Below are 25,814 nucleotides of genomic sequence, written 5' to 3'. Positions count from 1 at the left end.
CCACACATGACGTCCAGCACTGAGGCCACCTCGAGCACCCCGCAGGTAGCGGTCAACGACATCGGGTCCGAGGAAGCCTTCCTCGCAGCGATCGACGAGACCATCAAATACTTCAACGACGGCGACATCGTCGAGGGCACCGTCGTCAAGGTCGATCGAGACGAGGTCCTTCTCGATATCGGCTACAAGACCGAGGGTGTCATCCCCTCGCGCGAGCTTTCGATCAAGCACGATGTCGACCCTGCTGACGTCGTGGAGGTCGGGGAGCACGTCGAGGCCCTGGTTCTCCAGAAGGAGGACAAAGAGGGCCGCCTGATCCTGTCCAAGAAGCGCGCCCAGTACGAGCGCGCCTGGGGCACGATCGAGAAGATCAAGGACGAGGACGGCATCGTCACCGGTACCGTCATCGAGGTCGTCAAGGGTGGTCTCATCCTCGACATCGGCCTGCGCGGCTTCCTCCCCGCCTCCCTGGTCGAGATGCGACGCGTCCGCGATCTGCAGCCGTACGTCGGCCGCGAGCTCGAGGCGAAGATCATCGAACTCGACAAGAACCGCAACAACGTGGTTCTCTCCCGCCGCGCCTGGCTGGAGCAGACGCAGTCCGAGGTTCGCCAGACGTTCCTCAACACCCTGCAGAAGGGCCAGGTCCGCAAGGGCGTCGTCTCTTCGATCGTCAACTTCGGCGCCTTCGTCGACCTCGGCGGGGTCGACGGTCTGGTCCACGTGTCCGAGCTGTCCTGGAAGCACATCGACCACCCGTCCGAGGTCGTCGAGGTGGGCCAGGAGGTCACGGTCGAGGTCCTCGACGTCGACATGGAGCGCGAGCGCGTCTCCCTGTCGCTCAAGGCCACGCAGGAAGACCCGTGGCAGCAGTTCGCCCGTACCCACCAGATCGGCCAGGTCGTGCCGGGCCGCGTCACCAAGCTGGTGCCGTTCGGTGCGTTCGTCCGGGTCGAGGAGGGCATCGAGGGCCTGGTCCACATCTCCGAGCTGGCCGAGCGCCACGTGGAGATCCCGGAGCAGGTCGTCCAGGTCGGCGACGAGATCTTCGTGAAGATCATCGACATCGACCTCGACCGTCGTCGCATCAGCCTCTCGCTGAAGCAGGCCAACGAGGGTGTCGGCACCGAGGTCGAGTTCGACCCGACCCTCTACGGCATGGCGGCCACGTACGACGACCAGGGCAACTACATCTACCCCGAGGGCTTCGACCCGGAGACCGGGGAGTGGCTCGAGGGCTTCGACAAGCAGCGTGAGGAGTGGGAGCGGCAGTACGCCGAGGCCCAGACGCGCTTCGAGGCTCACCGCAAGCAGATCGAGGAGGCCCGCAAGGCCGAGGCGGAGGCCGGCGAGGCCGCTCCCTCGTCCTACAGCGGCGAGACCGCTCCTCCGTCGGGCAGCTCGTCGTCGGCTCCGGCCAGCGGCGCGCTCGCCTCTGACGAGGCGCTCGCAGCCCTCCGCGAGAAGCTCGCGGGCGGCCAGAGCTAAGGCTCAGCCTTGAAAAGCCCCGCACGGGTTTCCGTGCGGGGCTTTTTCATGCCTTTCTCTGGGACGGGCCTCGCGGAGGAGCTCTGCCAGGCCGCTGACAGACGGAGGTCAGTAGGCGAGTTCCCCGATGCCGCCGTCGACGCGCAGGACGGTGCCGGCGGTGTAGGCGGACTCGTCGGAGGCCAGGTAGACGGCCGCCTTCGCCACCTCGGTGGTGGTGCCGATGCGATGCAGGGGCACGGTCTGCCGGAGTTCGTCGTAGATGGCGGCCTGCCGCTCGGGGCCGAGGGACTTGAACGTGTCCGTGAGGGTCGGCCCCGGGCTCAGCCCGTTGACCCGGATGCCCCGGTCCTTCAGCTCATGGGTGAGCCCGCGGGAGAGGGACAGCAGGCCCGCCTTGGCGGCACCGTAGACCGCCGCGTTCTCGTGCCCGACGTAGGCGGAGACCGAGCCGACGAGAATGATCGAGGCCTGCTGTGACAAGAGCGGAAGAAGCGCTCTGACCAGGAAGAACGGCCCCTTGAGATTGGTGGCGACGAGCGTGTCGAACGCCTCCTCGGTCCATTGCTCGATCGGGAGATGGGTGACGTCGGCGGCGTTGCTCATCACGATGTCGAGCTTCGGCCATTCCTGCCGCAACCGCGCCGCGAGCGCCGCCTGGCCGGGGACGTCGCCGGCGTCGCTGACGACGGGCAGCAGCGGGCCGTCCAGCTGCCGGGCGGCCTCGGCCAGCCGTTCCCGTGAGCGGCCGGTGATCGCGACGGTCGCTCCCTCGGCGAGGAACTGACGGGCTGTCTCCAGCCCGATGCCGCTCGTCCCGCCCGTGATCAGTGCGTGCTTTCCTGCGAGACGACCCATGAAAGTCATCCTCCTGACTGCCGCAAGGCGCATGGTGGTGCCGATGACGGGCCGTCCCGCCATCGTGAGGCACCCGCCAGAGGCCGGCCGCGTGCTTCGGACGTGGCTCTGGCGGGTGCGTTCGGGGTCAGATGGCGGTACGTCCGCCGTCGGCGGGCACGACGGCGCCGGTCACGTAGCTGGCCTGGTCGCCGGCGACGAAGGCGATGACGCGAGCGACCTCGGCCGGATCGGCGGCGCGCTTGAGCGCGGTCGTCAGGCCCATGCCGCCGACGTCCGGGCCCATGACCGCCACCACCTTGGAGGTGGCCATCGGGCCGGGCGCCACGGCGTTGACCCGTACGCCGGAGGCGGCGAACTCGGCGGCCCAGGCGCGGGTCAGGGACTCCAGCGCTGCCTTGGTGGCGCCGTAGACCGCCATCGGCGGCATGCCCAGGCCGGCGGCGGTGGAGGTGACGTTGACGATGCTGCCGCCCCCGCCGGCGGCCATCTTCGGCGCGAGCTGGGCGACCAGGATGAACGGCGCACGCACGTTGATCGCGAAGGCCGCGTCGTAGGCGGCGAGGTCCTGGTCGGCGGTCGCGCTGAACGGGACGACTCCGGCGTTGTTGACCAGGATGTCCACCGCCCCGGCCTCCTCGGCCAGCCGCCGCACGGCCTGCGGGTCGGCCAGGTCGGTGCCGATGAAGCGGGCGGTGCCGGTCGCGCCGGTCCGCACGTCGTCCACGACCTGGGCGCCGCGGCCCGGGTCGGTGCCGGTGATGATCACGTTCGCCCCGCCGGCGGCGAGCACCTTCGCCGTGGCGTGCCCGAGCCCGCCGATGGCGCCCGATCCGGTGATCAGCGCCGTCTTGCCGTGGAAGTCCATGTGGTTCGGCCTTTCTCCGCCGGTGCGAGCGCCCGGCGACTTCTGTGCGACCGTTCAATAAGTCGCTCGGCCTTCAACGTACAGACTTTTGTGCAGGCGGTCAAAAAGTCGTAACCTGGGCACATGGCACGGACAGGGCGCCCTCGCGCATTCGACAAGGACCAGGCGCTGCAGCGCGCGCTGCTGCTGTTCTGGTCGCGGGGCTACGGAGAGACCTCCATCCAGGACCTCGTCGAAGCGCTGGATCTGGAGCGGGGCAGCCTGTACGGCGCCTTCGGCGACAAGCGGCAGTTCTACCTGACGGCGGTCCAGCTGTACTGGGACACCTACGAACGCGAGCTGACGGCGGCGCTGGCGTCCGGGCCGGTGCTGCCGGCGCTGCGCGAGGTGCTCGCCAACCCGGCCCGGACCCAGGAGTACGCCTCCGACGCCGGCGTGCCGCAAGGCTGCATGATCGGCAACACCACCGCCGAACTGGTTCCGCAGGACGCCGAGGCCCGCGCGATCGTCGCCCGGTCGCACGACCGCTTCACCCGGATCGTCGCCGACGCCCTGCGCCGCGCGCAGGCCGACGGCGAGGTCGTCCGGACCGCCACGCCCGAGGCCCAGGCGCAGCTGTTGCTGTTCACCGTCCAGGGCCTGTCCCTGGTCTCCCGCGCAGGGCTCGACACCTCCGTCGCGCTCGCCGCCGTGGACGCCCTGATCGACGCCCTCCGCGTCTGACCTGCGGCTTCTGGCCCACCTGACCCCGGGTGTGGTCACTCGCTGCGAGTCGGTGACCGGTCAGACGGTCTCTGCGCTGGGGGCGCCGGGGCGAGGTTCGATGGCAGGCCGGGCCGGGGGGCGGCCCGGCGTCCCGGACGGGTCAGCTGCGGCCGAGCATGTCCGCGGTGAGGATGTTGCCACCCAGACCCCAGCCGCCGTCCGGAACCTCCTCCAGGAGGACCAGGGTGGTGGCCCGGGCTCGTTCTCCGTAGACGGCGGCGTAGGCGTCGGTGACGGCGTCGATGAGCTTCTTCTTGGACTCGGGGGTCAGGGTGTCCGCGGGAACCTTGAGGTTGGCGAATGGCATGTCGGTTTCCTTTCGTGTGGGGATTCAGAGTGAGGCGGCAGGCTTGGATCGTGAATGCCTGGGTGTGCGCGTTGCGGTCCGAGATTCGCCTCATGCCGGAGACGACGGTGTCTCCGCTCGTGTCACGGCCGAAGCCGTCAGCCGGCCGAACCCGCTGAGGGCCCGGTGACGACGACGGCGTGTCGCGCGGCGGCCATCAGACGATCCCGCCGTTGGCGCGCACGACCTGGCCGTTGATCCAGTGCCCGGCCGGGCTCGCCAGGAAGGCGACGACCTCGGCGATGTCCTCGGGGGTGCCGAGCCGTTCCAGCGGCGGTTGCTTGGCGAGCTGCTGGATCGTCGCCTCGTCCTTGCCGTCGAGGAACAGTTCGGTGGCGGTCGGGCCGGGCGCGACCGCGTTGACCGTGATGTTCCGCCCGCGCAGCTCCCGGGCGAGCACCAGGGTCATCGCCTCGACGGCTCCCTTGCTGGCGGCGTACGCCCCGTAGCCGGGGAACTGCAGGCCGACCACGGACGTGGACAGGTTGACGATCGCGCCACCGTCGCGCACGCGGCGCGCGGCCTCCCGGGCCATCACGAACGTGCCGCGGATGTTGGTGCGGTGCAGAGCGTCCAGCTCGTGGAGGTCGAGGTCGGCGATCGGGGACAACGACAGCCGCCCCGCCGAGTTGACGACCACATCGACCCCGCCGAAGGACTTCTCCGTCGCCTCGAACATCTCCGCGACGGCGTCCTCGTCGGCCACGTCGGCCTGGACCGGGATCGCCCGGCCGCCGGACGCCGCGATCTCCTCGACCACCTGCGCCGCGGCGGAGACCGATCCTTGGAACCCCACTGCGACCGCACAGCCCCGCGCCGCCAGCGCCACCGCGATCGCCTTGCCTATCCCGCGAGAGCCACCGCTGACGACGGCCACACGCTGGTCACTCATGAAAATCTCCTTGCTCCTAGCAGTGATACGAGTTGTCCGTATCGGTGTTACGTGAATCGACGGTAGCACAACTTCGTATCGCCGCTAGCGGTTGGCGGTATCATCGATCGCATGGCAGAGACGGACCCGCTTCGCGCGGCGATGATCGAGGCCGCGGAGCGGCAGCTGGCGTCGTCCTCGGACCACGAGGTGGCCACACGCGCGGTCTGCGAGGCGGTCGGCGTGAGCCAGCCCGTGCTCTACCGGTTGTTCGGTGACAAGCGCGGGCTGCTGGACGCCGTCGCCGACCACGGCTACGAGCAATATGCCGCGCTCAAGGCCGCCCAGGAGCAGACCGGCGACCCGGTCGCCGACCTGCACGCCGGCTGGGACGGCCACATGGCGTTCGCCCAGGCGAAGCCGGCCCTCTACCAGCTGATGTTCACTCCGCGGCCGTGGTCGCACTCGACGGCGCGAGATCGCGTGATGGAGCTGCTGGTGGCGGCGCTCACGCGGTGCGCGGCGGTGGGGGCGTTGAAGACCGAGCCGCAGACCGCCGCTCAGCTGATCCTGGCGGCGAACGTCGGCACCGCCCTCGACCACATCGCCAGACCGGCTCTGTTCGACGACCCCGCGCTGTCCCACCGGATGCGAGACGCCGTGTTCTCGCACGTCCTGACCGGTCCGACCGCCCAGAACGACGCCGACCCGCTGTATGCCGCCGCGCTGCGCCTGCACGCACAACTCGATCTCGCCGGGACCGAGGCCCTGGAACCGGCCGAGACCGCCCTTCTGCGGCGATGGCTTGAGCGCATCACGCAACCCGTAAGAGGATGACGGCCGAGCTCGGGAACACGCTGCCGGTCCAAGCCGGATGACATGTCACAGCAGTGCGGGCCATCGCGTGCAGAGTCGTCCCGAGCGGAAGCGCCAAGAGGGCAGCAACGGCGTTCGCTGAGGATTTCCAGGGCTTCAGTCGTGCATTGGCCCGCTCGCCGGGCGCACGGAGCTGGCTCGACGAGCCCCCGGTCGCCGGCTTTCACGGCGTAGCGCCCCGCTGCACGGGTTCGCCTTCTAGTCGTTTCCCGGGCCGCCGGAGGGCGGCCTGGAGCATCGCCCGCCTGGCGTGGATGTAGGGCAAGCTCACGTCCCACCCGGCCACGACCGGCGCGGTCGCGCTCCGTCAAAAGTGGTCTGGGTTGGGGAGGCTGAGCCGCAAGGTGGGGCAGGGTGGCCCCTGAGGGGCCGGTTACAGCCGGTCTGTCTTTTCCGTCCTCTGGCCCGAGCGGGGTTCTGTGAGAGGGCGAGGGTTCGGCGGCACGGAGAATCGCCGAGCGGGCGCGAGATTTTACCCAACGACCTTTTACGACTTCTCTACCTGCGAAGACGGCCGCTGGGAAACTGGCATGCGGCTGGAGGTACGAGCGTTCGGGGGCGATGCGGTGCGTATTGTTCGGCGCGTGATCCCGGTGGCGGCGGCGGTGACCGTCCTGGTCTCGGCGGCAGGCGGGGGAGTCGGGCAGGCGATGCGCCTGGCCGCGTCGCCCACCCCCTGGCCGGAACGCGACGTGACCGAGCTCGCGCAGCCGCAACCCGAGGCCGCCTGGCCTGAGAAACCGGAGCAGGACACGTCCGGATCAGCCGGGTCAGCCGGATCAGCCCGGCCTGACCTAGGAACGGCCGGATCGGCAGGGCAGGAGGAGCTGGGAGCGTCGGAGCTCGGGGCGGTGGGACTGGAGGAGCGGGGTGCTGCCGGGCCGGTGCGGCCGGCGCCTGGGCGGCAGACGCTCGCCTGGTCCGAGTGCGGCGGCGGGCTGCGGTGCGCCACGTTGCCCGTCCCCGCCGACTGGGCCAGGCCGCGTGAGGCCCGAGTGGCCGTCCGGCTCGCCATGATGCCCGCCCAGGACCCGCTGCGGCGGCTCGGCGCGCTGGTGGTCAACACAGGGGCCTCGTCGGTCGTGCGAGAGGTCGCAGCGCGGCCGGACACCGTGGGCGAACTGGCCAGATGGTTCGACGTCGTGCTGGTCGAGGCGCGCGGGGCCGGGGATGGGGGGCACGCGGGGGCGTGCCCCCGACCCCGGCCGGACCCGGCCCGGCTGCAGGTGGCCGAAGGGCGGACGGCCTGGCGCGCGTTCGCCCGGGACAACGCCGCCTACGACCGGGCCTGCCGGGCCGCGCTCGGGCCGTCCTACGCCGGGCTGACGTCCTGGCAGGTCGCCCACGACCTCGACGCCGTACGCGCCGCGCTGGGGGAGTCGCGGCTGCGCTACCTCGGCAACGGCTACGGGAGCGTGTACGGGCAGGCGTACCTGGAGCTGTTCCCCGGCCGGGCCGGGCGGATGTACCTGGAGGGGCTGCCCGACCACACCGAGACCGGACTCGAACGGCGGCTGCTCGCCCACGCCCGTGCCCAGGAGCGGCAGCTCGGGCACTTCCGCGACTGGTGCCGGAACCGTGCCGGCTGCCCGCTCGGCCGTGCGGACGCCGTCCGGGTGTTCGACGGCCTGGTCAGGCGCGCACCGCTGCGGCCTGGTGGCGGCGGGCGTACCGTGAGCGGGCACGAGATCGCCGCGGCCGTCTGGGCGGGCCTCACGCCCGCACGGTGGCCGGCGCTCGCCCACGCCCTCTCCAGAGCCCGGACGGGCGACGCCACGGCCCTGACCGCCCTGCTCCCCGCCGACCCCCCGCAGCCGCCCCCTCCCGCCCCGACGGCAGCCACCCCCGGCACGGTCCAGCCGGCCCCCGCAGGTACGGCGGGAGCACGCCTGAGCGCGGGACAGGCGCCTCTCGGAACGGCCCGCGGCACCGGACAGATGCCTCCCGCAACGGCCGGGGCCCGGCCCCCTGAGGCGCTGCCGGGGTTGGCGGGGGCGATTCCTCGGGGCGGAGCGGCGGTTCCTGGAGCGGCCGCCTCTGGAGCGGTGGCTCCCGGAGCGGCGGCTCCTGGAACGGCGGTTCCTAGTACCACGGCCCCTGGAGTGGCGGTTCCTGGAGCGGTCGCCCCTGGGGTGGCAGGGGGAGGCGTCGTGTCCGATGAGGGGACGGCGGGGGTGGTGGCGCGGCCTGGGGAAGCGGTGCCCGGCGTGGTGGGGGGAGTGGCGTCCGACCTGGGGGAGGTGGGGTCGGCGAGTGCGGAGGGGGTCAGGTGGTGTCGTGACTTCGGGTTGGCCGCGCCTGGTTATCGCAGCTTTCTCCAGGTGGAGGCGCGGCTGCGGAAGGCAGCGCCGCGGGTGGGGTGGCTGAGCGGGCGGGCGGAGGTGGCCAGGTGCCTGGGGGTGGCGCGCTCGCCGGGCTGGGCGCCGCACCCGTTGGCGTCCGGGCTCAAGGTGCCCCCGGTGCTGGTCGGGGTGGGACGGCTGGACAACGAGACCCCGTCCTCAGGGGCGGCCAGGGCGGCCGGGCAGATCCCGGGGGCGAGGGTGCTGTGGCACGGGGACGGGCAGGACGCGTACCTGGCGCAGGGCGTGAGCAGGCTGCGCGCGGCCTGCCTGCGTACGAAGGTGCACGACTACCTGGTCAACGGCGTCCTGCCGAAGCGCGGCACGTTCTGCCCGGGCGAGCTCACGGCGGGCAACGCTCCCTAGCCGGCGGCGCGAGAGGACCGTCCGGGGCGGGGAGGCAGGGGGCGGGAGGGCGTGGAAGTCGGCGGTGGCGGCGGGGACGCAGCCGATAGGGTGCTGGCGTGAAGGTCGAACGGGCGGTGGCGGCGGACGCGGGCGAGATCCTCACCCTGCAGCGGGCGGCGTACGTGAGCGAGGCTCAGCTCTACGGCGACCCCTACATCCCGCCGCTCGTGGAGTCGCTGGAGCAGGTGCGCAAGGCCGTCGAGACCGGCGTCGTGCTCAAGGCCGTGGACGCCGGCCGGATCGTCGGCGCCGTGCGCGGGCAGCTGGCCGGCACCACGTGCCTGGTCGGGCGGCTCGTGGTCGCGCCCGACCGGCAGGGGCAGGGGCTCGGTACGGCCCTGCTCGCGGCGCTGCACGAGCAGGTGCCGGAGGCGGGGGCGTTCGACCTGTTCACGGGGCATCTGTCGGAGGGCAACCTGCGGCTGTACCGGCGGCTCGGCTACCGCGAGACCCGGCGGGAGCGGATGGACGACCATCTCACCCTGATCCACCTGCGCCGCACCCCGACCTGACCGCTTCCCGGGGCACGCCCGGCCTCCGGCCTGTCCGGCGCCCAAGGTCACGGGCGGGATCGCCATCCCGGGGGCGAAGAGCTCACCTCGTGGCCGCTGCGCGGCCTGTCTCGTCCAGCCAGGACGCCATGACGCCCCCTGGCGGGAAGCCGCAGGCCCGATCGGTGAGCAATCGCAGGCGGGCGCCCGCTCCGGGCAGACGATCAAGGCCCTGGACATCACCGGCGACGGCAAACTCCTGACCGGATGACCCCGGCCCGGCGCTGTCAGCCGTTCAGTGATCTCCGGACGGCGGCGTCCACGAGCTGGCGCACCTCCTGCTCGCTGAAGATGTCGGGCAGGGTGAGCCGTTCGACGATGAGCCAGTTAAGGGCGAGGTAGAGCAATACCACCGAGGTCGAGTCGCCGGGCAGGCCCGAGGCGGCGTGGTAGCCGATGTTGGCGTCGATGTCCTCGCGGATGCGCTTGGTGAGCACGGCGCGCAGCTCAGGACGCCGGGTGGACTCCAGCCGCAGTTCGAGCAGCGCCAGGTACCCGGAGTTGAAGGCGGTGACCCGGTCCACCAGCTCGTGCATGAGCTCGGCGTAGCGGGTCTCGTCCTGCACGCCCTCCTGGCCGCGGGCGAGCGTGGCCGCGTCGGGCAGCAACCGTTCATAGATGCGTCCGCCGGCCTGGGTGAACAGGTCGTCGCGGTTGGCGAAGTAGTTGGACGCCGTGCCCGGCGGCACGGCCGCCTCGGCGTCGACGGCCCGGAACGTCAGCCCGCGCGCTCCTTCCCTGGCCAGCACCTCGATCGCCGCGTCGATCAGCGCCTGCCTCCGCTCGGGGTTCTTCCGCACTTGACACCACTCCAGACGTAGTACTACATTCAAACCACTTCACTCATAGTACTACAGCAGGAGTTGCTCCGGATGCGAAAGCTTGTCTACTACATCGGCGTCTCCCTCGACGGCTACATCGCCGGGCCCGGCGCCGAGTTCGACTTCTACCCCGTGTCCGCCCAGATGGCCGACTGGATCAACGCCCGCTATCCCGAGACGCTGCCCACCCACATCCGCAGCCTGGTCGGCCTTGAGGACGTGCCCAACAAGGTGTTCGACACCCTGGTGATGGGCCGCGGCACCTACGAGCCGGCCCTGCAGGTGCCCACCACCAGCCCCTACTCCCACCTGCGCCAGTACGTCGTCTCCAGCACGCTGACGATCGACGACCCCACGGTCCACGTGGAGACGGGCGACCCGATCGAGCTCGTCCGGCGGCTGAAGGCCGAGGACACCGGCATGGACATCTACCTCTGCGGCGGCGGCAAGCTCGCCGGCTCCCTGCTCCCGGAGATCGACGAGCTCATCCTCAAGAGCTATCCCGTGGTGGCGGGGGCGGGCATCCCCATGTTCTCCGGCGGGTTCAGCCCCACCCTGTTCACCCCCACCAGGCGCGAGTCCTTCGACAACGGCGCCCAGGTCACCTGGCTCACCCGCGCCTGACGCACACCCCCAAGGAGAGAAAATATGCATGTCAAGCTTCCCGCCACGATCACCCAGGCCAGGTCCGAGCAGCAGGCCCGCTCTCCGCACCGGCACGAGCAGCCGGCGCGCGACCTCAAGCCCACGGGCCGGGCCAACCCCTCCCGCCGTCCGACCGCCGCCCCACGCCGTGGCGGGTACTGAGCGGGCTGTCGGGATGACCGGGTACGCCGGGATGGGTAGTCTTTTCCGGTGCTGAAGATTGGGCTCACCGGCGGCATCGGCTCCGGCAAGAGCGAGGTGTCCAGGCGGCTGTCGGCCAGGGGCGCCGTCGTCATCGACGCCGACAAGATCGCGCGAGAGGTGGTCGAGCCCGGCACGGTGGGGCTGTCCCGGGTGGTGGCCGCGTTCGGGGAAGAGGTGCTGCACCCCGACGGCTCGCTGAACCGGGAGCGGCTGGGCTCGGTGGTCTTCGCCGACCCCGACCGGCTGGCCGCGCTCAATGCGATCGTGCATCCGCTGGTGGGGGAGCGGGTGGCCGAGCTGCAGGGCCAGGCGGCCGACGACGCGATCGTGGTCTACGACGTGCCGCTGCTCGTGGAGAACAAGCTGGCCCCCATGTACGACGTGGTGATCGTGGTCGACGCGGCCGACGAGGTGCGCATCCGGCGCCTGGCCGACCACCGCGGCATGCCGGAGGCCGACGCCAAGGCCCGCATCGCCGCCCAGGCGAGCCGGGAGGACCGCCTGGCCGCCGCCGACCTGGTGATCCCCAACGAGGGCTCGCTCGACGACCTGGAGGCCCGGGTCGACGAGGTCTGGCACGAGCTCGTACGCCGGGCCGCCCGCGGCTAGCCACCCCCGCGGTCAGAAGGGCGAGTCGAGCGGCACCTGACTGACCTCCGGCAGGTACGGATCCAGCTCTCCCAGCTCGAACCGCGACATCCCGATGACGTGCCAGAACTGGCCGCCCGGCTCGCCGTGCACCTTGTACCGCCCGTCCGGCGCCAGGGCGGCCCAGCCCTCGGGCAGCCCCAGCAGCGTCGCCCGCCGCCGGCCGCCCTCCCAGAGGATCACCACGCCGTCGTCGCCGGCGCTGGCCAGCAGGTCGGACGTGGGGCTGTAGGCCACCGACCACACCCGGCGCGCGTGCCCGGCGAGGGTGTGCAGCAGCTGCCCGGTCGCGGTCTCCCACACCCGTACGGTCATGTCGTCGCCGCCGGTCGCCAGGTGGCGGCCCGTGGCGTCGAAGGCCAGGCTCCACAGCCGGCCGTCGTGCTGGGTGAGCGTGTGCACCAGGCGCGGCTGCCAGGGCTGGCCGGGCCGCAGCTCCCACACCAGCGCGCGGCCGTCGTTGCCGGCGCTGGCCAGGTAGCGGCCGTCGGGGGAGAAGGCCACGGAGTACACCCGGTCGGTGTGGCCCTCCAGCGTCGCCACCCGGCCGCCGGAGGAGACGTGCCACAGGCGGACGAGCTTGTCGTCGCAGCCGGTGGCCACGTAGTCGCCGAGCGGGCTGAAGGCGATCGAGCGCACCCGCCCCCGGTGGTCGACCAGGTCGACGGCCATGCGGCCGGTCGGCCGGTACCAGATCTTGACGCTGTCGTCGTCGTTGGCGGTGGCCAGCATGTTGCCGTCGGGGCTGAACGCCTCGGCCCACACGTGGTCGGTCTCGGCGTGCAGCTCGCGCTCGTAGTCGCCGGTGGTGGCGTTCCAGAAGTGCACGCCGCCGTCGTTGCTGGAGGTGGCCAGCACCGGGCCGGCGGGCGAGAACAGGGCGGAGATCAGCCGGTCGGCGGTGCCGGTGAACTCCCGCAGCCGCCGCCCGGTGCGCGGCTCCCACACCCGGACGACGCCGTCGTTGCCGCTGGTGGCCAGCATCGAGCCGTCGGCGCTGAAGCGCACCGACGAGATCCGCCGGCCGTGGCCGCGCAGCACCCGCTGGCACTGCCCGGACACCGGGTCCCACAGGCGGACGGTGCCGTCGTTGCTGCTGGTGGCCAGCTGCTGGCCGTCGGGACGGAACGCGAACGGCCAGACCGAGCTGCGATGGCCGGTCAGCTCGACGCGCTTGCCGCCGCCCACGGGCTGCAGCCGGACCGTGCCGCCGGAGTCGCCGCTGGCCAGCGTGCGGCCGTCGGGGCTGAAGGTCACCTGGTAGACGGCCGCCGTGTGGGCGGTGTGCACGCCGAGCGGCTCGCCCGACGCCTGCCACAGGCGGACGCTGCCGGCCGTGTCGCCGCTGGCCAGGATCGAGCCGTCGGGGGAGAACGTCAGGCAGTAGACGCTGCCGGCGTGCCCGGCCAGCTCGTGCCGGGGGGACCAGGTGGCGGTGTCCCAGAGGCGGATCGTGCCCGCCTCGTCGCCGGTGGCCAGCAGGGTGCCGTCGGGGCTGTGCACGGCCCGGTAGACGCTGCCGCGGTGGCCGTCGAGGGTCACGGCCGTCTCCCCGGTGGCCAGGTCCCAGACCCGGACGACGCCCGCGGAGTCGCCGGTCACCAGCTGCGAGCGGCCGAAGGAGGCGGTGTAGACCGGCGCGCGGTGGCCCGGCAGCTCGTGGACCAGCCGGCCGGTCGCGGTCTCCCACACCCGGACCACGCCGTCGCCGCCGCCGGCCGCCACCAGCTCGCCCGAGTCGTTGAGGCGTACCGGCCACACGCCGTCGGGATGGCCGGTGAGCGTGTGCAGGCGCCGGCCGGTGAGGGTGTCCCAGAGCTGGACCGTGCCGTCGCTCGCGCCGGTGGCCAGCAGGTCGCCGGCGAAGGTGACGGCGTATACGCGGCCGCGGTGGCCCTGGAGGGTGCGGACCGGGGAGCCGCCGGCGCACAGCAGCACGCCGCCGTCCTCGTTGCCGATGGCGATGGTCGAGCCGTCGGGGCTGTAGGCGATGGGCTCGGGCAGGCGGGAGGTCTGGAAGTGGTAGCCGTACGGGACGCCGATGCCGGCGGGCGCGAACTCCACCTCCACCGGCTGGCCCGGCACCACCGCCGCGCCCCGCAACGGCGGCAGCGTGCCGGTGACGTTGATCAGGGACGCCCGGTGCCAGCGGGCGCCCTCGACCGTGACGTCGCTCAGGTCGACCTGCGCCAGCCGCGCGCCCGACAGGTCGGCCCCGGTCAGGTCGGCGCCGGTCAGCCTGGCGCCGTCGAGCCGGGCGCCGGCCAGGCTGGCGTCGCGCAGGACCGCTCTGGACAGGTTCGTGCCGGCGAGGGTGGCCTCCGACAGGTCGGCGCCGGTCAGGTCGACCTCCTGCAGGTCGCGCGCCGACAGGTCCTCGCCCTTGAGGTTCGCGCCGCGCAGGTCGGCCTTGGCCGGGGTGCGCAGCCTGGCCGCGATCTTGACCGCGTTCGCCCTGGCCACGTCGTCGGGGGGCGGGTCGGCCACCCAGGCGCGCAACGCCCGTACGTCGGCCAGGTCGCACAGGAACTCGACGGTCAGCGCCGACAGCGGCCTGCGGGTCAGCGGGAGGGGGTTGTCGAGGTTCGCGGCGATGTGGCGGGCGATGAGCCATTCCATCACCGAGGCGTGGATGAACCCGAACATGCCCTCCTCGGTGCGTACGAGCAGGCTGCCCGAGCCCATCGCGTGCGCGGCGTGCGCGGGCGAGAGCTGGCCCGAGGCCAGGTCGCTCAGCGTCTCGCCGATCTCGGTCAGCTCGTCGACGCCGAGCAGCGTCTCGCCGCTGTCCCACAGGCGCAGCGCCAGCGCGGTCACCACCCGCCACAGCTCGCCGATCGACAACGCGCCGGGCGAGCCGGGGACGCGGGCCCGCCGCTCCTCGAAGGCCAGCCAGGTGCTGAGGATCTCCTCGTACAGCAGGGCCGGGCTGAGGGTGTGCTGGGCGCCGGCGACCGTGCGCAGACGGTCGGCGTCGAGGTCGGCGATGAAGCTGAGCATGCGCGGGTTCTGGGCCAGGGCCAGCAGGTCCTTGATCTCGCCCATGAGCGACATGCGGGCGCCGGCCTCGTCGCCGTCGTCGAACCGGTTGGCCAGGTAGGAGCGGATCTGGTCGTGCGTGAAGTCCTCCACGCTGAGCACCCGCCGCTGCGGCAGCACGCCCACCATCTCGCCGAGCGAGGTCAGCACCTGGCTGTGCGACTTGAAGTGCTGCGTACGGCTGGCCACCACGATCTTGGCCTTGTCCTCGGCCGCGGCGAGCAGGGTGGCCAGGTGGTCGGCCGCCCGGTCGTAGGTCAGCCGGGTGACCAGCTCGTCGAACCCGTCGAACAGCAGCACGATGCGCCCCTGCCGGAGCAGGTAGCGGAACGCCTTGAGGTCGATGAACTCCTCGCCGTGCCCGGCCAGGTGCGCGGCGACCAGGGCGTCGACCGAATGGGCCTTGTCCAGGGCGCGCAGCTCGATGAAGATCGGCGTCAGGTGCGGCAGCTCGGCCGGGATGCGCCTGGCCAGCTCGCGCAGCGCGAACGTCTTGCCGTGGCCGAAGTCGCCGAGCAGCAGCAGGAACCGGCCGTGGTCGGCGGCCAGCAGCCGCATCAGCTCGTCGGTGAGCCCCTGCCTGATCTGGCTGCCCGGCCGGTCGAGCTCGCGGTAGCGCTGGGGGACGTAGAGGCCCGGCGGGTAGCGGCGGTCGCCGGTGAGCCTCGCGGTCTGCTCGGCGACGTACCCCGACAGGTCGAGCAGGCCCTGGAACTCCAGGAAGCTGCGCACCCGCACGCCCTTGCGCATCAGGTCGTCGCGGAGCGCGCGGGAGGCCGGCGGGCCCTGGTAGATCAGCTCGGCGGCCAGGTCGGCGGCGTGGGCGCGGCGGGCGAACCCGGTCGCGGCGGCCTCGGTCAGCTCGCCGACGTGCGCGCCGATCATGAGCTGCCGGACGAAGCCGTCCTCGGGATGGGTGACCACCAGATGGTCGGGGAAGCGCCGGATCTTGGCCCGCTCGTGCCGGGCCTCGCAGACCTCGGTGATGCGGTCGAGCAGCAGCTCGACGGGGCTGGGCTCGCGCTCCTCGGGCTGGGCGGCGGGCGGCGGGGTGCCGGGGGTCTCGCCGGTGAACGTGGCCCGCACCGCCCGCCAGGCGTGCCGGGCGCGGGCGGGTTTGCCGGTGTCGGGCGTCCAGGTGCGCATGCCGTCGGGGGAGATCTCGATCACCTGGTGGCGGCCGGAGCGCGGGGCCGCGACGGCGGCGAAGCCCGGCCGTGGCTCGGCGGCCGGGACGCCCGCGCCGGACCCGTGGAAGAGCAGGTTGAGCCGGTGGGTGAGCAGCCGGTCGAACGTGGGCGCGTCCCGCAGCGCGGCGGGCGGATGGCCGATCGCGCCCAGCCGCAGCCAGGCGCTCTCCTCGTAGGGGCGCAGCCGCTCGGCGAACCACGCGGCCTGCGCCTCGCCCACCAGCGCGTACGCGTCGCGCTCCAGGTGGCTCATCGCCATCGTCGAGTTGAGCCCCGCCACGACCACCCTCAGGTCGGGCACCTCGAACAACGTCCAGGGCTGGCCGCCGTCGAACACCCGGTCGTCGAGCCCCTGGTAGACCTCGCGGAACAAGCCGGCGAAATGCCGCCACTTGGGCCAGTAGGGCGGCTGCGGGCTCACGTCGTCGGCCTCGCACGTCATGAAGTACGCGCTGGCCGCGGCCTTGGTGACGTCGCGCGGGCCGGGCAGCAGCACCAGCCGGTGGGGCTCCAGCCCGATCAGCAGCCGCAGGTCGGTGACGAACTGCGTGGCCTGCGCGAACTGCCCGAGACTCCCCGACTCGGTCAGGTCGCCGCTGACCACCATGAGGTCGGGACGCGGCATGCCCCGGTCGTACATGGCCGTCAGGTCGGCCCAGATGCGGGCCTGCATGTCCTCCGGCGTGAACGGCTCGCCGGGATCGGGCAGCGCCCGCCCGAACCGCGGCCCGCCGATGTGCAGGACGTTGACCGACTCGCGCCCGCGGTCGTCGCCGCCCGAGGGCGGGAACTTGGGGGCCGTCACCGGGGTGCGGCGGGCCCTGGCCAGATCGGTCGTCGGCGGCAGCGTCGGGACGGCCGGGGGCGGGACGACCCGGCCCGAGGGGAAGGCGGGGGCGGCCGCCGGCTTGGCCCGCCCGGCCAGCGCCTCGCCGACCCGGCCCAGCAGCAGCGCTCTGGCCTGCCCGGAGTCGGTGACGCCGAGCAGGTCGACCCAGGTGATCGTGGACAGCAGGCCCTCCAGGTGCACGTCCTCCAGCCGGATCGTGACGAGCTTGTTGGAGGGGTTGTCGGGGTCGGCGCGCATGGCCGCCTGCCATTCCATGCGCCCGTAGCGCGAGGTGAGGTAGTTGCGCGAGAGCACGGCCACGACGAGCTGCGCCTCGCTGACCCCGCGGTCCATGAAGTCGATGAAGTTGGTGCCGGGCACGAAGTCCCAGGCTTGGATCATGGTCCGGTAGCCGGCCGCCTCCAGCTCCCAGGCGATCCAGGTCGCCCAGGCGGTGTCGGCCGGGGAGTAGCTGACGAAGATCTCGGTCGGCCTGCCGTCACGTGCCATCTGCTCAGTATCCACCGTGGAATCGGTGATTTGGAGTCAGTGTGCGATCATCGTCGAGTGTGGCGGCGTCTGGCTGTGCTCGATCTGATCCGGATCGGGCTGCTTGCTCTCGGTCTGGTCTTCGTGGCGACCGGTCTGCTGCCGTGGCGCGACGCCGTCGAGAGCCTGGAGACGATCGGGCCGCTGCTGATCTTCCTGGTGGCCATCATCGTGCTGGCCGAGCTGACCAAGGAAGCGCAGGTCTTCGACGCCATCGCGGCCAGGATGGCGGTGCTCGGCCGCGGTAACTACACCGCACTTTTCTTTCTTTGTACGGCTTTCGCGTCTTTTGTCACGATATTTCTGAACCTTGACACCACGGCCGTCCTGCTCACCCCCGTCATGCTCGCCCTGGCGCCACGGGCCCGCATCGCCGCCCTGCCGCTGGCGATGACCACCATCTGGCTGGCCAACACCGCCAGCCTGCTGCTGCCGGTCTCCAACCTGACCAACCTGCTCGGCATGGAGAAGCTCGGCCTCGACGCCCAGGGTTTCGCCGCCCGCATGTGGGCCCCGCAGATCGCCTCGATCGCGGTGACGATGGTGTTCCTGTGGGTGTTCTTCTGGCGCCGCGGCGAGCGCCGCGACCTGCGCTACACGCCGCCGGTGCTGGAGCCGGTGGCCGACCGCGTGCTGTTCGGCGCGGCCTCGGCGGGCTGCCTGCTGTTCATCGTCCTGCTGCTGCTCAAGGCGCACGTCGCCGTCGCCGCCACCGCCGCGGCGGTGCTGGTGGTGGCCGCCTTCCTGGTGCGCGACCGGGCCCGGCTGACCTGGAGCCTGATCCCCTGGCAGCTCGTCGTCTTCGTGACGGGGCTGTTCCTGGTGGTGCCCACGCTCAGCGCCCACGGGCTCGACGCGCTGATGACATGGATGATCGGCACGGAGGGCGACCCGTACCGGACGGCCGCGGTGGGCGCGGGCCTGTCCAACGCGATCAACAACCTGCCCGCCTACAAGGCCGTCGAGGCGGTGATCACGGCCGCCGACCAGGACCGCCTGCTGGCCCTGCTCGTTGGCACGAACGTGGGCACGGTGATCACCCCGTGGGCCTCGCTGGCCACGCTCCTGTGGTTCGAGTCGTGCCGCCGCCACGGCGTCGCGGTGCCGCTGCGTCGTTTCCTGCTGACCGGCGCCGGCCTGGCCGTCACCGGGCTGCTGGCCACCGTCTGGGCCCTGGTCACGTTCGGCTGAGCGCCGGGCGTCTCAGCCGGGCAGCAGCGACAGCAGGCCGGGAAGGGCGCGCGGGTGGGCGGCCACGAAGCTGCGGTCGTCGGCCGTGCCGTCGATGCTCTCCTCGAACGGGCCGCCGTCGAGCGCCCTGATCTCGATCCCGGCCTCCTGGGCCAGCAGCGCGCCGGCCGGCAGGTCGACCGCCTCGGCGCGGTAGCCGACGATGCCGTCGATGTCGCCGCGGGCCAGCATCGCCCACGACAGCAGCGGCGCCCACAGTTGCAGCACCCGCCGCGCGCCCACCTCCAGCGCCGTCTTCAGCGCCAGCACGGTGGCGTCGCCCCGGCTCACGCCGTACCCCTGGGTCCAGGCCAGCAGCAGGCCGTGCGGGCTGGCCGTGTACGGCGGCGCCAGCCGCGTCCCCGTGGACGCCACGGCCCCGCGCCCCCGGATCGCCGACCAGGTCTGGGACGTCACCGGATCGTGCACCACGCCCAGCACCGGCCGCCCGGCCCGGCACAACGCCACCCCCACCACGTACGTGGGCAGCCCGATGGCCACGTTGTTGGTGCCGTCGAGCGGGTCGACCAGCCACGTCCACTCGCCGCCCGCCGCGCCGATCAGCCCCGACTCCTCGGCCACGATCGTGTGCGAGGGGAAGGCCGTCAGGATGCGCTCGACCAGCAGCTTCTCCGAGGCCAGGTCGAGATCGGTGACGACGTCGCCGGCGTCGCCCTTGGCCCGGATGCCGACGGCCCCGCGCGTGCCCGCGGCGAGCAGCGCCCCGGCGGCCTGGGCGGCCTCGACGGCCACAGAGCGAGCGTGATCCAGGTCCATCGGGCACCCCTCAGGTCAGGTGGGCGGTGATCAGCCGGACGGCCAGCGCCGTCTCCGCGGCGCTCAGCGGTTCCCGGGGAACGTGGTGGCCGCCCGCTTCGAGCGGGCCGAGCGACAGGTCGCGGCTGCCGGGCCGGCCGCGACCGAGCGCGATCGTGGCCGCCTCGCCGCCCTCCGGGACGACGCTGCTGTGGAAGCGGTCGGCCGACAGGGTGTAGGTGTCGCCGGGGCCGAACAGCTCCACCAGCCCGGTCGCGTGCCGCACGGTGCGGCGGGTGGGCGAGATGCGGTCGCCGTCGGCGCCGCTGACCACCTCGAACACCCGGTGCGTGGCGTCGGACCCCGCGTCGGTGACCACCGCGTGCACGTTGCGCACCTGGCCGTAGAGCACGTGGCTGACCAGGTCCCAGCTGTGGCAGTGGATCTGCGAGGTGGTGCTCTCGGCGTGCTGGAGCGAGTCGGACCACAGGTGGAGGCATACCCCCTCGCCGCCCTCACGCTCCAGCGGCAGGCAGACGAAGCCGAGCGGATGGCGTACGGCCCTCGGGCGCGCGGTTTCCCTCAGCACGCCGAGCGCCCACGACCTGGCCTGTCCGTCGCGGACCCGCTGGAAGACCGACCGATAGCTCATGAGTCGCACTCACGTTCCGTCTCGTCGGAGGGCCGCAGGACGCGCCTCGCCGTAGGGATCGACGGCGCGCAGGGCCTTGCGCGCGATGTCCACGACGTCGCGGCCGTCGTAGGCCTTGGGAAGAGGCACCCCGATGCGACCGAACAGGTCCTGGACCTCCTCGATCGTGGGCTCGTCGCCGAGCGGCGCCTTCTTGTACATGTCCATCGGCACCCGCCGCGCCTGCTCGAAGCTGAGCCGCAGCTCGGTGTCGCAGTTCTCGTAGTAGAACGTGCCGGCCAGCGCGGTCATGGCGCGGTTGGGGTCCTCCACCGTCATGATCAGGCGAGTGGCCGACAGGTCCCAGCGGAACGTCGTCATCGACGACGACAGGCCGACCTCGATGTCGAGCAGGCCGTAACGCTGGCGGTACCAGAAGGCGGCCAGGATCGTCGCGTACGACTCCTTCCTGACCCGGTCGGTCGTCCACGTCTCGCCGGTCGCGTCGGGGGAGTCCGACAGGGAGCGCCGGTAATGGGCGTACGTCTCGCACACCTCGACGTTGGACGGGTCGATCACCTCGACCCGCACCACGAGGTGCCGTTTCTCCCGGCGGGCGGCGGCCACGCACTCGGGCAGGGTGACCGCGCGCAGGTAGGTGCCGGTGCCGCCCTTGAAGCTCCACCGGGTGGTGTCCTTGCGCGCCTCGGCGTGCATCTGGGCGATCTCCTGCTTGCTGCCCAGCACCCTGACGAGCTGCAGCGCGTCGAGGGCCTTGCGGGTGCCGTGGACGAGCGTCTCGATCTCCTCCAGCCGCGACAGCCGGACGGGGAGCTGGGCCAGCGCGCCGGAGGTGATGGTCTCCTCGACCGGGGCCTGACGGGCGCGGTCGCGCAGCAGGGCGGTGGCCACCAGCGCCATGATCACCAGCGTCGCGGCGTTGACGAGCTGCGTCTGCACATCGGTCGGCACCACCTCGTCGGGCATGATGCCGAGCACGCCGATCACGACCGCCAGTAACAGCGCGATGGCGCCGTCGGCGTTCTGGGCCGCCCATGGGGCGACCCGCTTCAGCGCCGCCGTGAACCGTGCCATCGTTCGCCCGCCCGTCCGACGATCAGTCAATCCCTAGGTCATCGTAACGACCGGCGGCATGCGACTTCCAGCGCACGGGAAGGAGGTATCTCCTACCCGGGAATGACATGACATCTCCCCCTGGCAGCTCAGGACCGGGACCTGACCAGGCTCGATACTGGAAGCGCACGGGGGTGGGGATGAAGGGGATCAGGATGTTCGCGGCGGCCGCGCTGGCGCTGGTGCTGGTGGCCGTGCTGGCGTGCCCGGCCCCGCCCGCGGCGGCGTGGGCGGAGGTCCACCGGCCGTCGCTGGCGGAACGGTTCCTGCAGGTCGTGGCCCATCCGGACGACGACCTGCTGTTCATGAGCCCCGACCTGTACGGCGCCGTCCAGTGGCACCGCCCCACGGTGACCGTCTACCTGACCGCAGGCGAGGGCCAGGCCGGCTGGGACGACGACCGCGACCCCGTCGTCTACGCCCGCGACCGCGCGCAGGGCCTGCGGGCCGCGTACGCCTTCCTGGCCGGCACGCCCGACGTCTGGCGGGTCACGACGATCACGGCGGGCGGCTTCCCCGTCCGGCTGGAGGAGCTGGCCGGCACGCCGGCGGTCAGGCTCGCCTTCGTCGGGCTGCCCGACGGCGGCGACCCGCGCGCCGACGGCGGCCGCGACGCGCTGACCAGGCTGTGGCAGGACCGCTCCTGCGTGCGCCCGTTCGGCGCCGGCCCCGAGCCGCGCTGCGTCGGCCGGCAGGACGTGGTCGGCGTGCTGCGCGCGCTCTACGCCCGCTTCCGGCCGACGGTGCTGCGCACGCTCGACCCCGAGCCGCCCGCCCGCCGGGGGTTGTGCGACCACCCCGACCACGTGGCCTCGGCCCGCTTCGCGCTGGCCGCGGCGAGCGGGCTGGGCCTGCGGACGGTCTCCTACCGCGGCTACCCGATGACCGGCTGGGCCCCCAACGTCGCGGGGCCGCTGCGCGAGCTCAAGCGCAAGGTCTTCGGCGTCTACCTGGGCCACGACTACCGCGTCGGGCACACCTGGCGCTACCGGGCCTGGACCGAGCGCATGTACCGGGTCCCCTGAGCCGGGACGCCGCCCGGCCCCGGGGAGCGCCCGGCTAGAACCAGCCGCGGCGGCGGGCCATCTGCTCCAGGCCGTGCTGCAACGCCTGGTCGGCCGCGCCGGGGTGGTCGTCGTAGCGCACGGTGAAGCGGTTGTAGGTGTCGTGGCTGGAGGTCAGGAAGCCGCCGCGCTTGTCGGCCTCCAGGATGACGTCCATCTGCCGCGGCCCGGCGATGAACGTCAGCTCCAGCTCGTTGAAGTGCCGCCGCCACTGGCCGCCCGCGTAGTACTCGATCTCCTGGAAGAACGGCATCGTCGAGCCGTACAGCGTGCCGCGCTCCAGGTCGGCCTTCTTGAAGCCGAAGCCCAGCCGGTCGAGGGCGGCGATGACGTGCTCCTGGGCCGGCAGCGGGCTGACGAACAGCGGGTCGAGGTCGCCCTTGTCGATCGCGCCCGCCAGCGCCAGCTCCGTCTGGACGCCGAGCCGCATGCCGTGCAGCGGGTGGCCGCCGATCGCGCTGATCGGCGTCTCCCACGGCACCATGATCTCGAACGGCTGCTGGTGCTGGGCGCCCGAGGCGAGCTGGAACGTCCCGGCCACCTGCTGGCGCAGGAAGCTGTAGGTCGTCTTGTACTCGTTGTCGCCGCTCTCGACCTCCACCACTGCGGTCAGGTCGAGGTAGATGCCCTCGACCTTGTAGTCGGAGCCGCCGCCGCGGAAGTGCACGACGCCGCGCAGCGGCTCACCGGGACGCACGGTCCTGTCGGTCAGCACCGTGTCGACCTCGACGCCCGCGCCGAAGGCGGCCATCAACTTGCGGAACACCATGGGGTCTCTCCTATGCGGTGGGGGTCTGGCCGTTGGCGGCGGGGTGTCCCGTGCCCGAGATGCGGGGGAGCAGCTGGGCCAGGACGAGGGTGGACAGCGCCGAGTCGGCCTGGCCCTGCTGGGTCCGTACGACCAGCGGCTGGGGGGCGTTCTCGGCGAGCTTGGCGCCCACGTCCAGGCGCCGGCGGGCCAGCTCGTACTGCAGCACGGCCCGGTTGTCGCGGTAGGACTCGGCCAGCCTGCGCAGGGCCTTGGCCTCGTTCTCGGCGGCGGTCAGCTCGGCCCTGCCGCGCGCCTCGATCTCCCACGTCACGCGCTGGGCCTCGGTCTCCTGCTCCTCCAGCATGCGCGCCACGTTCTTGCGCGCGGTGTTGTGGGCGGCCTTGACCTCGACCACGCGGGCGTCGCGAGTCTTCTTGGAGCGCTCGATCTCCATGAGCAGCGTGTCGATGCGGCGCTTGCGGGTCAGCTCCCACTCGCGCTCGTAGGCCGACAGCTCCTTGGCGACCTTCTCCCGGGTGGCCAGGTGCTGCTGGTACTGGTCGGGGAGCTGGACGTCGGGGATGTTGGCGCCGGTGACGCGCACGCCGTACCGGCCGAGCTGGCGGTTGAGCGCCTCCTGCATGTCGCCGACGTCGGAGCCGCGCAGGTCGTAGGCGCGCTCGGTGTTGACCCGCCGGCTGCGCTGCCTGATCGCGTCCTGCACGGCGCTGGAGAGCACGAGGTCGAAGTTGCCCGCGCCGATCGTCCGGACGAACGCCACCGGGTCCACGATGCGGAACTTCAGGAAGAACTCGATCGACTTCAGCGGCACGTTCTCGGCCGTCGGGCAGGCCACGATCGGCGCCGAGTAGGGGATCTCGGTGGAGGTGTCCACGACCGCGTCCACCCGGTCCCACGGCAGCCACAGGTAGTGGCGGCCCGGCGGGAGCGTGCCGGTGATCGCCCCCCAGCGGCTGCGCACGCCGGTGGTGCCCTCCTCGATCTCGATGATCGCCTTGCGCCACATCGTGACCAGCGCCACGACCAGGAAGAACAGCGCGGCCAGCGCGGCGGGCACGGTGAGGTCGGTGAGCGCGGCCATCCCGGCGAAGTACAGGGCCAGCAGGACGAGCGCCATCCAGGCGAAGCCGCGCCGGTCCTTGGGGATCACCACCGGCACGAGCTGGCCCTGCTCGCCGCCGCGCAGCAGCTGGCGGATGTCGGACCAGGAGGCCAGCGACTCCTTGATCTTCGAGAACTCGCGGGTCATCGGACCTCACCCTCGCTCAGGTGGCCGGGCAGCAGGCGCTCGACCGTGCGTTCCAGGTCGTTGTCGGGCTCGGGCGTGGCCTGCGGCTCGCTGACGTCGGCGGCGGCCTTCTTCAGCAAGGGCCGCGATCTCGTCCTCGCGGCCGCTGACGCGGGCGGCGATCTCGTCGAGCCGGCCGCGGATGGCGGCCATGTCCTCGGCGGAGAACAGCGTCGCGCCCTTGCCGCCCACGAGCTGCTGGGCCAGGGCCAGGAAGTCGATGTCGGTCTGCTCGCCCACCTGAACCACCTGCGGCAGCCGGGTGGCCACCGACTCCAGCTTGGTCAGCAGGTCCTGCTGGAAGCGGTAGTCGAGGATCTCGGGGGCCTCGGCGGCCGACAGCGCCCGGATGTCCAGGGCCTGGGCCTCCAGGAGCGCGGCGTTGGCGTTGGCCGTGGACTCGGCCTCGACCAGGCGCTGCCTGGCCTGCGCGGTGGCCTGGTGGCTGGCGCGTTCGAGCGCGGTGTCCATGCGGGCCTGGTAGCCGGCGATCTCGGCCTGGATGGCGCTCAGCGTCTCCTGCAGCCCCGCCAGCTCCTTGACCAGGTCGCCCTCGTTCTGCTCCTTGCGGAGCTGGAGCTCGTACTCGTAGGTGTAGGCCTCCTTGGCCACCCGGACCATCTCGGGGGCGGCCAGGTCCATGCGGTACTCCTGGCTGGACGGCTCGGCGTGGGTGATGTTCACGTCGGTGAGCCGTACGGCGGGCAGGAACTGCTGGTTCAGGTTCTCCAGCATGCCGAGGGTGCTCTCGCCCACCAGGTCGTAGATGTCCTCGGCCCGCTGGGCGTAGATCAGCGAGCGGGTGACCTCGCTGATGGCGTTCTGCAGCTTGGACTGGAAGCCGCTGACCGAGCCGAGCACGAAGATGAACTCGGCCGGGTTCTCGATCCTGAACTGCAGGAACAGGTCGACGCTGGCCTTGACGCCCTGCTGGGTCGGCGCCTCCCTGATGGGGGCGTTGAACGGGTACTCGCGCGTGGTGTTGACGATGTAGCTGACCCGCTTCCACGGGTTGAACAGCGTCACCCGGCCCGGGTCGGCGATGTGCACCAGCTTGCCGAACTTGGTGATCAGCGCCTTGCAGCCCTCGGGGACCATCACCACGCTCCTGCGCCACCACAGGAACGCGGCGGCCAGCACCAGCGTCACCCAGTAGTGCGGGCCGAAGAAGATGTCCGACCCCGGCACGATGCCGCCGAGCGCGCCGATCAGGCCCAGGACGACGAGAACGGTCAGCGGGATGACCACCTTGGCCGTGCTGCCCTTGGGGATCACCACCGGCGAGATGACGTGCATGCCGTTCTCGGCGAAGCTGCGGTTGACGATCTCGCCGGCCTCGTTCAGCGAGGCGGACCTGGCCTCGATCAGCGTGCCGACGGAGGCGCCGCCGTCGCGGGCGGCGGCGAAGTCGTGCGGGTTGAGCGCGAAGCCGGGCGCCTGGCCGGTGAGCTGGCCGGCCTGGTCGGCGACCTGTCCGATCGCCTGGCTCATCGCCTGCCGTATGTCACCTCCGCCGGCGACCGCTTGGGCTATGCCCTGACCTGCCTGGATCAGTGCCTCTCGGGGTCGTGACATCGAACCTTCCTTTTCCGCTACAGGCGAATCTGACCGTATCGGGTATGACTTGCTGTTCGCTTGCAA

Annotated in this window: 22 protein-coding genes; 10 read left to right on the top strand and 12 right to left on the bottom strand. The window is 72.0% G+C overall.

Annotated elements, in window-relative coordinates:
* Positions 1-6: 6 nt before the first annotated feature.
* Complete coding sequence (gene rpsA / locus AB0J71_RS30450) at positions 7-1,488, top strand: 30S ribosomal protein S1 (protein WP_352358288.1); 1,482 nt, start codon at positions 7-9, stop codon at positions 1,486-1,488.
* Between the two features lie 108 nt (positions 1,489-1,596).
* On the opposite strand, the gene AB0J71_RS30445 is transcribed toward rpsA, so the two are convergent.
* Complete coding sequence (locus AB0J71_RS30445; RefSeq protein ID WP_352328857.1) at positions 1,597-2,346, bottom strand: SDR family oxidoreductase; 750 nt, start codon at positions 2,344-2,346, stop codon at positions 1,597-1,599.
* A 127-nt stretch (positions 2,347-2,473) separates the two neighbouring features.
* Complete coding sequence (locus AB0J71_RS30440) at positions 2,474-3,214, bottom strand: SDR family oxidoreductase (protein WP_364417204.1); 741 nt, start codon at positions 3,212-3,214, stop codon at positions 2,474-2,476.
* A gap of 123 nt (positions 3,215-3,337) precedes the next feature.
* On the opposite strand from AB0J71_RS30440, the gene AB0J71_RS30435 reads away from it, so the two are divergent.
* Entirely contained in the window at positions 3,338-3,937 is a 600-nt protein-coding gene (locus AB0J71_RS30435) for a TetR/AcrR family transcriptional regulator (RefSeq protein ID WP_352328853.1), read from the top strand.
* Positions 3,938-4,079: 142 nt separating this feature from the next.
* Here AB0J71_RS30435 and AB0J71_RS30430 read toward each other — a convergent pair whose 3' ends face one another.
* The gene (locus tag AB0J71_RS30430; RefSeq protein ID WP_352328851.1) at positions 4,080-4,286 is read right to left on the bottom strand and encodes a 4-oxalocrotonate tautomerase family protein; all 207 of its coding nucleotides are present in this window, start codon (positions 4,284-4,286) and stop codon (positions 4,080-4,082) included.
* 196 nt (positions 4,287-4,482) lie between these two features.
* Positions 4,483-5,217, bottom strand: a complete 735-nt coding sequence (locus tag AB0J71_RS30425; protein WP_364417202.1) for an SDR family oxidoreductase — start codon at positions 5,215-5,217, stop codon at positions 4,483-4,485.
* Between the two features lie 111 nt (positions 5,218-5,328).
* Here AB0J71_RS30425 and AB0J71_RS30420 point away from each other — a divergent pair, with 111 nt between their 5' ends.
* From AB0J71_RS30420 to AB0J71_RS30410, 3 genes are all read left to right on the top strand, one after another.
* Positions 5,329-6,033 carry a TetR/AcrR family transcriptional regulator gene (locus AB0J71_RS30420; RefSeq protein ID WP_364417200.1) on the top strand — a complete coding sequence of 235 codons (705 nt, stop codon included), beginning with the start codon at positions 5,329-5,331 and terminating at the stop codon, positions 6,031-6,033.
* 623 nt (positions 6,034-6,656) lie between these two features.
* Positions 6,657-8,780, top strand: a complete 2,124-nt coding sequence (locus AB0J71_RS30415) for an alpha/beta hydrolase (RefSeq protein WP_364417198.1) — start codon at positions 6,657-6,659, stop codon at positions 8,778-8,780.
* 98 nt (positions 8,781-8,878) lie between these two features.
* Positions 8,879-9,334 (top strand): GNAT family N-acetyltransferase, encoded by a 456-nt coding sequence (locus AB0J71_RS30410; RefSeq protein ID WP_364390622.1) that lies wholly within the window; start codon positions 8,879-8,881, stop codon positions 9,332-9,334.
* A 266-nt stretch (positions 9,335-9,600) separates the two neighbouring features.
* Here AB0J71_RS30410 and AB0J71_RS30405 read toward each other — a convergent pair whose 3' ends face one another.
* Positions 9,601-10,173 carry a TetR family transcriptional regulator gene (locus AB0J71_RS30405; protein ID WP_352323455.1) on the bottom strand — a complete coding sequence of 191 codons (573 nt, stop codon included), beginning with the start codon at positions 10,171-10,173 and terminating at the stop codon, positions 9,601-9,603.
* 72 nt (positions 10,174-10,245) lie between these two features.
* On the opposite strand from AB0J71_RS30405, the gene AB0J71_RS30400 reads away from it, so the two are divergent.
* The 3 genes from AB0J71_RS30400 to coaE are packed head-to-tail and all read left to right on the top strand — an operon-like array spanning position 10,246 to position 11,652.
* Entirely contained in the window at positions 10,246-10,818 is a 573-nt protein-coding gene (locus AB0J71_RS30400) for a dihydrofolate reductase family protein (RefSeq protein ID WP_352323456.1), read from the top strand.
* A 24-nt stretch (positions 10,819-10,842) separates the two neighbouring features.
* Complete coding sequence (locus AB0J71_RS30395) at positions 10,843-11,001, top strand: hypothetical protein (protein WP_352323457.1); 159 nt, start codon at positions 10,843-10,845, stop codon at positions 10,999-11,001.
* Positions 11,002-11,049: 48 nt separating this feature from the next.
* Positions 11,050-11,652, top strand: coding sequence for a dephospho-CoA kinase (coaE, locus tag AB0J71_RS30390; protein ID WP_364417196.1), 603 nt, complete (start codon positions 11,050-11,052; stop codon positions 11,650-11,652).
* A gap of 12 nt (positions 11,653-11,664) precedes the next feature.
* Here coaE and AB0J71_RS30385 read toward each other — a convergent pair whose 3' ends face one another.
* Positions 11,665-17,259: a TIR domain-containing protein gene (locus tag AB0J71_RS30385; RefSeq protein WP_364417194.1), complete on the bottom strand. Its 5,595-nt coding sequence runs from the start codon at positions 17,257-17,259 to the stop codon at positions 11,665-11,667.
* A 75-nt stretch (positions 17,260-17,334) separates the two neighbouring features.
* Here AB0J71_RS30385 and AB0J71_RS30380 point away from each other — a divergent pair, with 75 nt between their 5' ends.
* Positions 17,335-18,489 (top strand): SLC13 family permease, encoded by a 1,155-nt coding sequence (locus tag AB0J71_RS30380; protein ID WP_352323460.1) that lies wholly within the window; start codon positions 17,335-17,337, stop codon positions 18,487-18,489.
* 12 nt (positions 18,490-18,501) lie between these two features.
* Here AB0J71_RS30380 and AB0J71_RS30375 read toward each other — a convergent pair whose 3' ends face one another.
* Genes AB0J71_RS30375 through AB0J71_RS30365 form a run of 3 tightly spaced genes read right to left on the bottom strand, consistent with a single transcriptional unit; the run spans position 18,502 to position 21,010 of the window.
* The gene (locus AB0J71_RS30375; RefSeq protein WP_352323461.1) at positions 18,502-19,305 is read right to left on the bottom strand and encodes an inositol monophosphatase family protein; all 804 of its coding nucleotides are present in this window, start codon (positions 19,303-19,305) and stop codon (positions 18,502-18,504) included.
* A 10-nt stretch (positions 19,306-19,315) separates the two neighbouring features.
* Positions 19,316-19,936: a hypothetical protein gene (locus AB0J71_RS30370; RefSeq protein WP_364417191.1), complete on the bottom strand. Its 621-nt coding sequence runs from the start codon at positions 19,934-19,936 to the stop codon at positions 19,316-19,318.
* A 9-nt stretch (positions 19,937-19,945) separates the two neighbouring features.
* Positions 19,946-21,010, bottom strand: a complete 1,065-nt coding sequence (locus AB0J71_RS30365; protein WP_352323463.1) for a hypothetical protein — start codon at positions 21,008-21,010, stop codon at positions 19,946-19,948.
* A 179-nt stretch (positions 21,011-21,189) separates the two neighbouring features.
* Here AB0J71_RS30365 and AB0J71_RS30360 point away from each other — a divergent pair, with 179 nt between their 5' ends.
* Positions 21,190-22,074 (top strand): PIG-L family deacetylase, encoded by an 885-nt coding sequence (locus AB0J71_RS30360; RefSeq protein ID WP_364417189.1) that lies wholly within the window; start codon positions 21,190-21,192, stop codon positions 22,072-22,074.
* A 34-nt stretch (positions 22,075-22,108) separates the two neighbouring features.
* Here the strand turns inward: AB0J71_RS30360 and AB0J71_RS30355 are convergent, their stop codons facing one another.
* Genes AB0J71_RS30355 through AB0J71_RS30345 form a run of 3 tightly spaced genes read right to left on the bottom strand, consistent with a single transcriptional unit; the run spans position 22,109 to position 25,748 of the window.
* Positions 22,109-22,882: a sporulation protein gene (locus AB0J71_RS30355; protein ID WP_364417187.1), complete on the bottom strand. Its 774-nt coding sequence runs from the start codon at positions 22,880-22,882 to the stop codon at positions 22,109-22,111.
* A gap of 10 nt (positions 22,883-22,892) precedes the next feature.
* Positions 22,893-24,134 (bottom strand): SPFH domain-containing protein, encoded by a 1,242-nt coding sequence (locus AB0J71_RS30350; RefSeq protein WP_352323466.1) that lies wholly within the window; start codon positions 24,132-24,134, stop codon positions 22,893-22,895.
* 6 nt (positions 24,135-24,140) lie between these two features.
* On the bottom strand, positions 24,141-25,748 hold the full coding sequence (locus tag AB0J71_RS30345; RefSeq protein WP_364417185.1) for an SPFH domain-containing protein: 1,608 nt from the start codon (positions 25,746-25,748) through the stop codon (positions 24,141-24,143).
* Positions 25,749-25,814 lie beyond the last annotated feature (66 nt).

The sequence above is a fragment of the Nonomuraea sp. NPDC049637 genome (assembly GCF_040675235.1).
Classification (GTDB): Bacteria; Actinomycetota; Actinomycetes; order Streptosporangiales; family Streptosporangiaceae; genus Nonomuraea.
The sequence above is the reverse complement of the archived record's forward strand: the minus strand, read 5'-3'. Positions and strand labels throughout refer to the sequence as shown.

Excerpts from the sequence above, each read along its gene's own strand:
- AB0J71_RS30440 (WP_364417204.1), bottom strand. The coding sequence starts at position 3,214 with ATGGACTTCCACGGCAAGACGGCGCTGATCACCGGATCGGGCGCCATC.
- AB0J71_RS30350 (WP_352323466.1), bottom strand. The coding sequence starts at position 24,134 with ATGACCCGCGAGTTCTCGAAGATCAAGGAGTCGCTGGCCTCCTGGTCC.
- AB0J71_RS30395 (WP_352323457.1), top strand. The coding sequence starts at position 10,843 with ATGCATGTCAAGCTTCCCGCCACGATCACCCAGGCCAGGTCCGAGCAG.
- AB0J71_RS30435 (WP_352328853.1), top strand. The coding sequence starts at position 3,338 with ATGGCACGGACAGGGCGCCCTCGCGCATTCGACAAGGACCAGGCGCTG.
- AB0J71_RS30365 (WP_352323463.1), bottom strand. The coding sequence starts at position 21,010 with ATGGCACGGTTCACGGCGGCGCTGAAGCGGGTCGCCCCATGGGCGGCC.
- AB0J71_RS30385 (WP_364417194.1), bottom strand. The coding sequence starts at position 17,259 with ATGGCACGTGACGGCAGGCCGACCGAGATCTTCGTCAGCTACTCCCCG.
- AB0J71_RS30400 (WP_352323456.1), top strand. The coding sequence starts at position 10,246 with ATGCGAAAGCTTGTCTACTACATCGGCGTCTCCCTCGACGGCTACATC.
- AB0J71_RS30360 (WP_364417189.1), top strand. The coding sequence starts at position 21,190 with ATGAAGGGGATCAGGATGTTCGCGGCGGCCGCGCTGGCGCTGGTGCTG.
- AB0J71_RS30345 (WP_364417185.1), bottom strand. The coding sequence starts at position 25,748 with ATGTCACGACCCCGAGAGGCACTGATCCAGGCAGGTCAGGGCATAGCC.
- AB0J71_RS30375 (WP_352323461.1), bottom strand. The coding sequence starts at position 19,305 with ATGGACCTGGATCACGCTCGCTCTGTGGCCGTCGAGGCCGCCCAGGCC.
- AB0J71_RS30445 (WP_352328857.1), bottom strand. The coding sequence starts at position 2,346 with ATGGGTCGTCTCGCAGGAAAGCACGCACTGATCACGGGCGGGACGAGC.
- AB0J71_RS30430 (WP_352328851.1), bottom strand. The coding sequence starts at position 4,286 with ATGCCATTCGCCAACCTCAAGGTTCCCGCGGACACCCTGACCCCCGAG.
- AB0J71_RS30425 (WP_364417202.1), bottom strand. The coding sequence starts at position 5,217 with ATGAGTGACCAGCGTGTGGCCGTCGTCAGCGGTGGCTCTCGCGGGATA.
- AB0J71_RS30370 (WP_364417191.1), bottom strand. The coding sequence starts at position 19,936 with ATGAGCTATCGGTCGGTCTTCCAGCGGGTCCGCGACGGACAGGCCAGG.
- AB0J71_RS30420 (WP_364417200.1), top strand. The coding sequence starts at position 5,329 with ATGGCAGAGACGGACCCGCTTCGCGCGGCGATGATCGAGGCCGCGGAG.
- AB0J71_RS30355 (WP_364417187.1), bottom strand. The coding sequence starts at position 22,882 with ATGGTGTTCCGCAAGTTGATGGCCGCCTTCGGCGCGGGCGTCGAGGTC.
- rpsA (WP_352358288.1), top strand. The coding sequence starts at position 7 with ATGACGTCCAGCACTGAGGCCACCTCGAGCACCCCGCAGGTAGCGGTC.